Origin of the sequence: Streptomyces sp. NPDC094448 (assembly GCF_044763775.1) — a bacterium.
Classification (GTDB): Bacteria; Actinomycetota; Actinomycetes; order Streptomycetales; family Streptomycetaceae; genus Streptomyces.
Map to the genome: position 1 here is coordinate 1 of NZ_JBIWGU010000026.1, position 10,079 is coordinate 10,079.

At 70.2% G+C, this 10,079-nt stretch carries 11 protein-coding genes; 3 read left to right on the top strand and 8 right to left on the bottom strand.

Annotation, left to right across the window (positions count from 1 at the left end; all coding sequences use genetic code 11):
* Positions 1-189: 189 nt before the first annotated feature.
* The 8 genes from ACIQ9E_RS29605 to ACIQ9E_RS29640 all read right to left on the bottom strand — a co-directional run bounded on the left by ACIQ9E_RS29605 (position 190) and on the right by ACIQ9E_RS29640 (position 6,833).
* On the bottom strand, positions 190-528 hold the full coding sequence (locus tag ACIQ9E_RS29605) for a metal-sulfur cluster assembly factor (protein ID WP_403712266.1): 339 nt from the start codon (positions 526-528) through the stop codon (positions 190-192).
* Positions 525-1,010 (bottom strand): Fe-S cluster assembly sulfur transfer protein SufU, encoded by a 486-nt coding sequence (gene sufU / locus ACIQ9E_RS29610; RefSeq protein WP_366259931.1) that lies wholly within the window; start codon positions 1,008-1,010, stop codon positions 525-527. The genes ACIQ9E_RS29605 and sufU overlap by 4 nt, the downstream gene beginning before the upstream one ends.
* Positions 1,011-1,024: 14 nt before the next feature.
* Positions 1,025-2,284, bottom strand: a complete 1,260-nt coding sequence (locus ACIQ9E_RS29615) for a cysteine desulfurase (RefSeq protein ID WP_403712268.1) — start codon at positions 2,282-2,284, stop codon at positions 1,025-1,027.
* Positions 2,281-3,045, bottom strand: coding sequence for a Fe-S cluster assembly ATPase SufC (gene sufC, locus ACIQ9E_RS29620; protein WP_366259929.1), 765 nt, complete (start codon positions 3,043-3,045; stop codon positions 2,281-2,283). Before sufC ends, ACIQ9E_RS29615 begins: the two co-directional genes overlap by 4 nt.
* A gap of 7 nt (positions 3,046-3,052) precedes the next feature.
* On the bottom strand, positions 3,053-3,370 hold the full coding sequence (locus ACIQ9E_RS29625) for a non-heme iron oxygenase ferredoxin subunit (RefSeq protein ID WP_403712270.1): 318 nt from the start codon (positions 3,368-3,370) through the stop codon (positions 3,053-3,055).
* Entirely contained in the window at positions 3,367-4,548 is a 1,182-nt protein-coding gene (sufD, locus tag ACIQ9E_RS29630; protein ID WP_403712272.1) for a Fe-S cluster assembly protein SufD, read from the bottom strand. Before sufD ends, ACIQ9E_RS29625 begins: the two co-directional genes overlap by 4 nt.
* 96 nt (positions 4,549-4,644) lie before the next feature.
* Positions 4,645-6,066: a Fe-S cluster assembly protein SufB gene (sufB, locus tag ACIQ9E_RS29635; protein ID WP_389889683.1), complete on the bottom strand. Its 1,422-nt coding sequence runs from the start codon at positions 6,064-6,066 to the stop codon at positions 4,645-4,647.
* A complete protein-coding gene (locus tag ACIQ9E_RS29640; protein WP_403712274.1) occupies positions 6,063-6,833 on the bottom strand; it encodes a helix-turn-helix transcriptional regulator in 771 nt (256 codons plus the stop codon). Before ACIQ9E_RS29640 ends, sufB begins: the two co-directional genes overlap by 4 nt.
* Before the next feature lie 290 nt (positions 6,834-7,123).
* On the opposite strand from ACIQ9E_RS29640, the gene ACIQ9E_RS29645 reads away from it, so the two are divergent.
* From ACIQ9E_RS29645 to ACIQ9E_RS29655, 3 genes are all read left to right on the top strand, one after another.
* A complete protein-coding gene (locus ACIQ9E_RS29645; protein WP_403712276.1) occupies positions 7,124-8,047 on the top strand; it encodes an ABC transporter ATP-binding protein in 924 nt (307 codons plus the stop codon).
* Positions 8,047-8,823, top strand: a complete 777-nt coding sequence (locus tag ACIQ9E_RS29650) for an ABC transporter permease (RefSeq protein ID WP_403712278.1) — start codon at positions 8,047-8,049, stop codon at positions 8,821-8,823. The genes ACIQ9E_RS29645 and ACIQ9E_RS29650 overlap by 1 nt, the downstream gene beginning before the upstream one ends.
* Before the next feature lie 97 nt (positions 8,824-8,920).
* Positions 8,921-9,892, top strand: coding sequence for a heme A synthase (locus ACIQ9E_RS29655; protein WP_403712280.1), 972 nt, complete (start codon positions 8,921-8,923; stop codon positions 9,890-9,892).
* Positions 9,893-10,079 lie beyond the last annotated feature (187 nt).

The window sequence follows — 10,079 nt, forward strand, 5'->3', positions numbered from 1 at the left end:
AGAACACACTACGGGCCCCCGCCGGCGTGGGGCTAACGGGCCCCCCGGGGGTCACCCGGCCCGCCGGGGGGTGGCGCCCCCGCCGCCCGGTTCACCGCGAAACGGGCGGGCCCCGCCGGGATCACCGGCGGGCACGGCCGCACGCTCGGAGCACGGGAAACGGCTCCGGAACCGCGAGGAACGAAAGGCTCAGACGTTGAACCCGAGCGCGCGCAGCTGCTCGCGCCCGTCGTCCGTGATCTTGTCCGGGCCCCACGGCGGCATCCAGACCCAGTTGATCTTCAGCTCGTTGACCAGGCCCTCCGTCGCCGATTTGGCCTGGTCCTCGATCACATCGGTCAGCGGGCAGGCCGCCGACGTCAGCGTCATGTCCAGCGTGGCGACATTGGAGTCGTCCACGTGGATGCCGTAGATCAGTCCGAGGTTGACCACGTCGATGCCCAGCTCGGGGTCGACGACGTCGTACAGCGCCTCGCGGATCTCTTCCTCGGAGGCCGGCTTCAGCGCGGCCCCTGCGTTCTCGGTCATGCCGTCTTCCTCTCGGTGGCACCGGCGGTGGCACCGGATCCCTCGCCCAGCGCCTGGGCGGTCGCGTCCTTCCAGGCCATCCAGCCGAGCAGCGCGCATTTGACCCGGGCCGGGTACTTGGAGACACCGGCGAACGCGACCGCGTCCTCCAGCACCTCCTCCATGGCGTCGTCCGGCTCGATCCGGCCCCGGGACTGCATCAGCTCCAGGAACGTCTCCTGGATCTTCTGCGCCTCGGCCAGCTCCTTGCCGACCAGGAGTTCGTTCAGTACGGAGACGCTGGCCTGGCTGATGGAACAGCCCTGGCCCTCGTACGAGACGTCCGCGACCCGCGTGCCGTCGTACCTCACCCGCAGCGTGATCTCGTCGCCGCACGTGGGGTTGACATGGTGCACCTCGGCGTCGCCCTCACGAAGACCCCGGCCGTGCGGGTTCTTGTAGTGGTCGAGGATGACGTCCTGGTACATCGAATCAAGCTTCACGAAAGGCTCCGCTTCTACCCGAAGAACTGACGGACGTGCTCCAGCCCGTCGATCAGCGCATCGACCTCTGCGGGCGTGGAGTACAGATAGAACGACGCCCTGGTGGTCGCGGGAATTCCGTAGCGCAGGCAGACCGGCCGCGCGCAGTGGTGCCCGACGCGGACCGCGATGCCCTGCTCGTCGAGGACCTGGCCCACATCGTGCGGGTGGATATCACCCAGGGTGAACGAGATCGCGGCGCCGCGCTCCTCGGCCGAAGCGGGGCCGATGATCCGCAGATCGGGGACGTCCGCGAGCCGCGCCAGCGCGTACTCGGTGATCGCGTGCTCATGAGCGGCGATCTTCTCCATGCCGATGGCGTTGAGGTAGTCCACCGCCGCGCCGAGGCCGACGGCCTGGGCGATCGGGGGCGTACCGGCCTCGAACTTGTGCGGCGCCGGGGCATAGGTGGAGGAACTCATCGAGACGGTTTCGATCATCTCGCCGCCGCCGAGGAACGGCGGCAGGTCCTCCAGCAGCTCCTGGCGTCCCCAGAGCACGCCGATACCCGTCGGGCCGCACATCTTGTGGCCGGTGAAGGCCACGAAGTCGGCGCCGAGGGCCTGGACGTCCAGCGGGGCGTGCGGAGCGGCCTGGGAGGCGTCGATCAGCACCAGCGCGCCGACCTCCTGGGCGCGGCGGACGATCGCCTCGACCGGGTTGATCGTGCCCAGGATGTTGGAGACCAGCACAAAGGAGACGATCTTGGTCTTCTCGGTGATGATCTGCTCGATGTTGCTCAGGTCGAGCCGGCCGTCGTCGGTGAGGCCGAACCACTTCAGCTTCGCGCCCGTGCGCTGCGCCAGCAGCTGCCACGGAACGATGTTGGAGTGGTGCTCCATCTCCGTGATGACGATCTCGGTGTCCTGGTCGACCCGGTAGGGCTCGTCGGCCCAGCCGAGCATGTTCGCCACGAGGTTCAGCGACTCCGAGGCGTTCTTGGTGAAGATCACCTCGTCGCGGCTGGGCGCGTTGATGAACTCCGCGACCTTGGTCCGGGCGTCCTCGTAGAGCGCCGTGGCCTCTTCGGCGAGCACATGGACACCGCGGTGCACATTGGCGTGGTGCTGCTCGTAGTAGGTGCTGACGGCCTCGATGACCTGGCGCGGCCGCTGCGAGCTGGCGGCGCTGTCGAGATAGACCAGCTTCTTGCCGTCGTGGATCACCCGGTCGAGGATCGGGAAGTCCTTGCGGATCGCCTCGGTGTCGAGCAGCCCCGGCGAGGAGAACGTCACGTGGTGGCACCACCCTTCACATACGCCTCGTAGCCCTCGGCCTCCAGCTTGTCCGCAAGCTCGGGACCGCCGGACTCGGCGATCCGGCCGGCCGCGAAGACATGCACATGGTCGGGCTTGATGTACCGCAGGATGCGGGTGTAGTGGGTGATCAGCAGGGTGCCGACCTCACCGCTCTCGCGGACCCGGTTGACGCCCTCGGAGACCACGCGCAGCGCGTCGACGTCCAGACCGGAGTCGGTCTCGTCGAGGATCGCGATCTTCGGCTTCAGCAGTTCGAGCTGGAGGATCTCGTGGCGCTTCTTCTCACCGCCGGAGAAGCCCTCGTTCACATTGCGCTCGGCGAAGGCGGGGTCCATCTGGAGCCGCTCCATGGTCTCCCTGACCTCCTTCACCCAGGTGCGCAGCTTGGGCGCCTCGCCGCGGATGGCGGTGGCGGAGGTGCGGAGGAAGTTGGAGACGGAGACACCGGGGACCTCGACCGGGTACTGCATGGCGAGGAAGAGGCCGGCGCGGGCGCGCTCGTCGACGGACATCTCCAGCACGTCCTCGCCGTCCAGGGTGACCTGGCCGCCGGTGATCGTGTACTTGGGGTGACCGGCCAGCGAGTAGGCGAGGGTGGACTTGCCGGAGCCGTTGGGGCCCATGATGGCGTGGGTCTCGCCCTGCTTCACGGTCAGGTCGACGCCCTTGAGGATCTCCCGGGAGCCGTTCTCGGCCTCGACGGAGACGTGCAGATCGCGGATTTCAAGCGTTGCCATGGGTAGCTCAGGACTCCTGGGTGACGGAGACGAGCACATCGTCCCCTTCGATCTTTACGGGGTATACGGGGACGGGGCGCGTCGCGGGCAGTCCGGACGGTTTGCCGGTGCGGAGATCGAAGCTGGAGCCGTGCAGCCAGCACTCGATCCGGCAGTCCTCCACCTCGCCCTCGGAGAGCGAGACGTTGGCGTGCGAGCAGATGTCGTAGATGGCGAAGACCTCGCCCTCGGTACGGACGACCGAGACCGGCAGGCCGTCGAACTCCACCCGCTTGGGGGTGTCCTCCTCCAGCTCGCTCAGCGCGCAGGCACGGACGAAGCTCATGCGACCGACGCCTCCAGCTCCTCTTCGATCTTGGCGATCAGACGCTCCTCGACATCCGGGAGGCCGATCTGCTGGACCAGCTCGGCGAAGAAGCCGCGGACCACCAGACGGCGGGCTTCCTGCTCCGGGATACCGCGGGCCATCAGGTAGAAGAGCTGCTCGTCGTCGAAGCGGCCGGTGGCGGACGCATGGCCGGCGCCGACGATCTCGCCGGTCTCGATCTCCAGATTGGGCACCGAGTCGACCCGGGCGCCGTCCGTGAGGACCAGGTTCCGGTTCATCTCGTAGGTGTCGGTGCCCTCGGCCGCGACCCGGATGAGGACGTCGCCGATCCACACCGCGTGGGCGTCCTCGCCCTGGAGGGCGCCCTTGTAGACCACGTTGGACTTGTTGTGGGGCGCGTTGTGGTCGACCAGGAGGCGGTGCTCCTGGTGCTGGCCGCGGTCGGTGAAGTAGAGGCCGAACAGCTCGGCCTCGCCGCCGGTGGCCGCGTAGCCCACCCGGGGGTGCAGCCGGACCAGATCGCCGCCGAAGGTGACGACCACGGACTTGAAGGAGGCGTCCCGGCCGACCAGCGCGTCGTGCTGGGCGACATGGACGGCCTTGTCGTCCCAGTCCTGGACGGAGACCACGGTCAGCTTGGCGCCGTCGCCGATGACGTACTCGACATTGGCGGCCAGCACCGCGTCGCCGCTGTGGTCGATCACCACGACGGCCTCGGCGAACGCGCCGAGTTCGATCACCTGGTGGCCGTAGGCGACCCCGCCCTCGCCGCGGACGGTGATCCGGACCGGCTCGGTGAGCACGGTCTCCTTGGGCACGGTGACGACCGTCGCCTGTTCGAAGGCGCTGTACGCCTGGGCCGCCACCCGGTCCACGGGCTTGCCGGCCCGGCCGAGCCGGGCGTCGTCCCGGCCCACGGTCTCGACCGTGACGCCCTCGGGGGCCTCGACGGCCACCTTGACGCCGCCGGAGCCGACGGCGGTCCCGTCGTGGAGTCCGGCGAGCCGCTCCAGCGGGGTGAAGCGCCACTCCTCCTCGCGGCCGTGCGGCACCGGGAAGTCGGCCACGTCGAACGACGGGGGCGCACTCATACGAGTGGCGACGGTCGACTCGGCGGCCACCGCGATCGCGCCGGCGGTGGTGGAACCCGCCGGAATGTTCTGAGCCTCAGCCATGGCTGTCGTCGTGCTCTCTCTCTGCCTGTCGGTCGGGAAACTGTCGGGGAGCGGGCGGGCACGGGCGTGCCCGCCCAGGGGGTACGGCGGGCCGGGTCAGCCGACCGAACCCTCCATCTGGAGCTCGATCAGCCGGTTGAGCTCCAGCGCGTACTCCATCGGCAGTTCCTTGGCGATCGGCTCGACAAAGCCACGGACGATCATCGCCATCGCCTCGAACTCGGTCATGCCCCGGCTCATCAGGTAGAAGAGCTGGTCCTCGGAGACCTTGGAGACGGTGGCCTCGTGGCCCATGGAGACGTCGTCCTCGCGGACGTCGACGTACGGGTAGGTGTCCGAACGGGAGATCGTGTCCACGAGGAGCGCGTCGCAGAGCACATTGGACTTGGCGCCGGGGGCGCCCTCGCCGATCTCGATCAGACCGCGGTAGGAGGTGCGGCCACCACCCCGGGCCACCGACTTGGAGACGATGTTGGAGGAGGTGTTGGGCGCCATGTGGACCATCTTGGCGCCGGCGTCCTGGTGCTGGCCCTCGCCCGCGAAGGCGATGGAGAGCGTCTCGCCCTTGGCGTGCTCGCCCATCAGATAGACGGCCGGGTACTTCATGGTGACCTTGGAGCCGATATTGCCGTCGACCCACTCCATGGTCGCGCCCTCGTAGGCCACGGCGCGCTTGGTGACCAGGTTGTAGACGTTGTTCGACCAGTTCTGGATGGTCGTGTAGCGGCAGCGGCCGCCCTTCTTCACGATGATCTCCACCACGGCGCTGTGCAGCGAGTCCGAGGAGTAGATCGGAGCCGTACAGCCCTCGACGTAGTGGACGTACGCGTCCTCGTCGACGATGATCAGCGTCCGCTCGAACTGGCCCATGTTCTCGGTGTTGATCCGGAAGTAGGCCTGGAGCGGGATGTCGACGTGGACGCCCTTGGGGACGTAGATGAAGGAGCCGCCGGACCAGACCGCGGTGTTCAGCGAGGCGAACTTGTTGTCGCCGACCGGGATGACGGTGCCGAAGTACTCCTGGAACAGCTCAGGGTGCTCCTTCAGCGCGGTGTCCGTGTCGAGGAAGATGACGCCCTGCTCCTCCAGGTCCTCACGGATCTGGTGGTAGACGACCTCGGACTCGTACTGCGCGGCGACACCGGCGACGAGACGCTGCTTCTCCGCCTCCGGGATGCCCAGCTTGTCGTAGGTGTTCTTGATGTCCTCGGGGAGGTCCTCCCAGGACGCCGCCTGCTTCTCGGTGGAGCGGACGAAGTACTTGATGTTGTCGAAGTCGATACCGGAGAGGTCGGAGCCCCAGTTCGGCATGGGCTTCCGGTCGAACAGCCGCAGACCCTTGAGCCGCAGCTTCAGCATCCACTCGGGCTCGTTCTTCTTGGCCGAGATATCGCGGACGACCTCCTCGGACAGGCCGCGCTTGGCCGCGGCACCGGCCTCGTCGGAGTCGGCCCAGCCGAATTCGTAGGTGCCCAGACCCTCCAGTTCGGGGTGAGCAGTCTCCGTGGGGAGAGTCATGCGGGGTTCCTCCCGGCCATACTTGCGGACGCTGATGATGTGGTGGTCGGTGTCTGCGGGGGCGGTGCCGCCGGTGGAGCGGCGCCCCGCGGGATGAACGTCGTGCACACCCCGTCGCCGTGGGCGATGGTGGCCAGACGCTGCACATGGGTCCCGAGAAGCTCGGAGAAGATCTCGGTCTCCGCCTCGCAGAGCTGCGGGTACCGCTCGGCGACATGGGCGACCGGGCAGTGGTGCTGGCAGAGCTGCTCGCCCTGCTGGGCGCCCGGCGCACTGCGCGCCACAGCAGCGTACCCGTCGGCGCTGAGCGCCTTCGCCAGGGCTTCGGTGCGCTCCTCCGGGGGTGCGGCGGCGACGGCCTCGCGGTAGCTGTCGGCCTGGCTGCCGAGCCGGTCGCGGGCGAAGGCGGTGACCGCCTCCCCTCCCGCATGCCGTTCGATCCAGCGCAGGGCGTCCACCGCGATCGCGTCGTAGGCGTGGTCGAAGGCGTCCCGGCCGCAGTCGGTCAGGGCGAAGACCTTGGCGGGGCGGCCGCGGCCACGGGCGCCGTACACCCGCTTCTCCCGGGCCTCGACCACCTTCTCCGCGGCCAGGGTGTCCAGGTGGCGGCGGACCGCGGCCTGGGTGAGGCCGAGGCGGCCCGCAAGGTCCGCCACGGTGGACGGACCGTGGTCCAGGATGGACCGCGCGACCCGGTTGCGCGTCGATCGGTCCGACCGCGCCCCGGCCGCGAGTTCCTCCCGAGGAGCCTCGCCGACGTATTTCACAACGCCATTGTTGCGTAATTCACGGAGGCGTGACAACCGCCGCCCGGGGGTCCCTGCGGTGCCGTTCATCACTTAGGGTAACCTAAGCCGGTTGACCTCCTAGGCACCTTCGTACCGCCTCCGACCAGGCAGAACACCATACGGAACGGCCCCGCGCCCGGGGTCCGTCCCCCCTTCGCCCCGGTCACAGCGGCCCGCGGACGAATCCACCGGATCCCGGGCGTCGCGCTCCGGCCGAAGTCAGGGGGTACGGCCCCGGACGCCCGAGCGGGCCACTTAGACTTCGCGGCATGCAGAGCGAGCCCGCCGTCCGGATCCAGGGCCTGGTCAAGCGGTACGGATCCAAGGCGGCCGTGAACGGCCTCGACCTGACGGTCCCCCGCGGGTCCGTCACCGCCGTCCTCGGCCCCAACGGAGCCGGTAAGACCACCACCATCGAGATCTGCGAGGGCTACCGCCGTCCCGACGCGGGCACGGTCCGCGTCCTCGGCCTCGATCCCGCCGCCGACGCCGGACGGCTGCGCCCCCGGGTCGGGGTGATGCTCCAGTCCGGCGGCGTCTACTCCGGTGCCCGGGCCGTGGAGATGCTCCGCCATATCGCGAAACTGCACGCCGACCCCCTGGACGTCGACTTCCTGGTCGAACGGCTCGGCCTCGGCGACTGCGGGCGCACCACCTACCGCCGGCTCTCCGGCGGCCAGCAGCAGCGGCTGTCGCTCGCCATGGCCGTCGTCGGCCGCCCCGAGCTGGTCTTCCTCGACGAGCCCACCGCCGGACTCGACCCGCAGGCCCGCCGCGCCACCTGGGACCTGGTCCGCGAACTCCGCTCCGACGGCGTCACCGCCGTCCTGACCACCCACTTCATGGACGAGGCCGAGCAGCTGGCCGACGACGTCGCCGTCGTCGACGGCGGCCGGGTGATCGCGCAGGGCAGCCCCGAGCAGCTCTGCCGCGGCGGCGCGGAGAACACCCTCCGCTTCACCGGCCGGCCCGGACTCGACGTCGGCTCCCTCCTCAAGGCCCTGCCCGACGGCACCGAGGCCGCCGAACCCCTCCCGGGCACGTACCGGATAACCGGTGACGTCGGCCCCCAGCTGCTGGCCACGGTCACCTCCTGGTGCGCCCAGCACGGCGTCATGCCGGACGGCATCTCGGTGGAGCGCCGCACCCTGGAGGACGTCTTCCTGGAGCTGACCGGCAAGGAGCTGCGCTGATGAGCACCGGTACCTACACCCCGCGCCCCGGCGCGGCGCCCCTCGGGCGCATGATCGCCGCCCAGACCGCGTTCGAGACCCGGATGCTGCTGCGCAACGGCGAACAGCTGCTGCTCACCCTGGTCATCCCGTCCCTGCTGCTGGTCCTGTTCTCCTCCGTCGACATCGTCGACACGGGCAGTGAGAAGGCCGTCGACTTCCTGGCGCCGGGGGTGCTCGCGCTGGCGGTGATGTCGACCGCGTTCACCGGTCAGGCGATCGCCACCGGTTTCGAGCGCCGGTACGGGGTCCTCAAGCGCCTGGGCGCGTCACCGCTCCCCCGCTGGGCGCTGATGTGCTCGAAGACGCTCTCGGTGCTGGCGACGCAGATCCTCCAGATCACCCTGCTGACGGCGATCGCCCTCGCCCTGGGCTGGTCGCCGAAGGGAGGACCCGCCGGGCTCGCGGCCGTGCTGCTGCTCCTCGCACTGGGCACCGCCGCGTTCAGCGGACTCGGTCTGCTGATGGCGGGCACCCTCCGGGCGGAGGCCACCCTGGCGGCGGCCAATCTGGTCTTTCTGCTGCTCCTGGTCGGCGGCGGGGTGATCGTTCCGCTGGACCGCTTCCCCGACGGTGTGGCCGGGGTCCTCGGGCTGCTCCCGATCTCCGCCCTCTCCGACGGGCTGCGCGATGTCCTCACCGACGGCGGCGGCGTCCCCTGGTCCGCCCTCGGCACCCTCGCGGTCTGGGCGGCTCTCGGCCTGGGCGCGGCGGCCCGCTTCTTCCGCTGGGAGTAGCGCGTACGCCGGGAACAGCGGCCCGCAGTGAGTCCGGGGGGCCGTTCCCGGCCTGTCGGACCCCCCTCGTGAATCGGTGCACAAGGCCCCGCCTACGATGGAGCGCGTGCAAACCCCCATCGACCGCATCGCCCAGCGCTGGACGCCCGCCCCGGGAATCGTCCGGCGGGCCGCACTCTCCGCCGTCGTGATGACCGTGATCATCATCGTCACCGGGGGCGCGGTCCGGCTCACCGGATCGGGCCTGGGCTGCGACACCTGGCCCAAGTGCACCGACGACAGCCTCTTCGCCACCCCCGAGCAGGGGCTGCACGGGGCGATCGAGTTCGGCAACCGGCTGCTGACGTACGTCCTGTCCGCGGCCGTCGGCTGGACGATCGTCGCGGCCCGTTCGGCCAAGCCGAGGCGCCGTTCGCTCAGCCGGCTCGGCTGGGCGCAGTTCTGGATCGTGCTGAGCAACGCCGTCGTCGGCGGCATCACGGTCTGGACGGGGCTGAACCCCTGGACCGTCGCCGGACACTTCGTCCTCGCCAACGCCCTGCTCACGATCGCCGTGCTGACCTGGCACCGGGCGGGCGAGGGCGACGGGGAACCCCGCCCCCGGGTACCGCTCCCGGTGCGCAGGCTGTCCTGGGCCATCGTGATCACCGCCGGGCTCGCCATCGTGCTGGGCACGGGGGTCACCGGAGCGGGCAAGCACGCCGGGGACAGCAGCGATGTCCCGCGGATGCCGTGGGACTGGGTCAACGCGGCGCATCTGCACGCCGTCTCCGCATGGGTGATCTGTGCCCTCGCGCTTGCCATGTGGCTGGTTCTGCGGGTGGTGGACGCCCCGGGCGATATCCGGTCCCGGGCCCGCGATCTGCTGGTCGTCCTGCTGCTCCAGGGCGGGATCGGCTACCTCCAGTACTTCACCGGGGTCCCGGAGATCCTCGTCGGGGTGCACATGCTGGGCTCGTCGCTGATGTGGATCGCGGTGGTACGGCTGGCGCTGAGCATGCGCGAGCGGCCCGCGGAGCCCTCCGCCGCGATCCCGGCGCAGGCGGACCCGGTGCTGAGCCGGGCCTGACCGGGCGACGCGGGACGCGCGGAAGACCCGGCGCCACCGCAGTCCGTACGGAGAAACGGGCGGGGGGGGGGGGCGCGCCCCGGGGGGGGGGGCCCCCCCGGGCGGGGGGCCGCCCCCCCCCGGGGGCGGGGGGGGCCGGCGGTTTGCCCGCCCCCCCGGGGAACGAGGGAGGGGCCCCCCCCCCCCC

What these genes read in the sequence shown, in the direction of transcription:
- ACIQ9E_RS29655 (WP_403712280.1), top strand. Translation starts at nt 8,921, where the DNA reads ATGGAGCGCGTGCAAACCCCCATCGACCGCATCGCCCAGCGCTGGACG.
- ACIQ9E_RS29625 (WP_403712270.1), bottom strand. Translation starts at nt 3,370, where the DNA reads ATGAGCTTCGTCCGTGCCTGCGCGCTGAGCGAGCTGGAGGAGGACACC.
- ACIQ9E_RS29605 (WP_403712266.1), bottom strand. Translation starts at nt 528, where the DNA reads ATGACCGAGAACGCAGGGGCCGCGCTGAAGCCGGCCTCCGAGGAAGAG.
- sufD (WP_403712272.1), bottom strand. Translation starts at nt 4,548, where the DNA reads ATGGCTGAGGCTCAGAACATTCCGGCGGGTTCCACCACCGCCGGCGCG.
- sufC (WP_366259929.1), bottom strand. Translation starts at nt 3,045, where the DNA reads ATGGCAACGCTTGAAATCCGCGATCTGCACGTCTCCGTCGAGGCCGAG.
- ACIQ9E_RS29650 (WP_403712278.1), top strand. Translation starts at nt 8,047, where the DNA reads ATGAGCACCGGTACCTACACCCCGCGCCCCGGCGCGGCGCCCCTCGGG.
- sufB (WP_389889683.1), bottom strand. Translation starts at nt 6,066, where the DNA reads ATGACTCTCCCCACGGAGACTGCTCACCCCGAACTGGAGGGTCTGGGC.
- ACIQ9E_RS29645 (WP_403712276.1), top strand. Translation starts at nt 7,124, where the DNA reads ATGCAGAGCGAGCCCGCCGTCCGGATCCAGGGCCTGGTCAAGCGGTAC.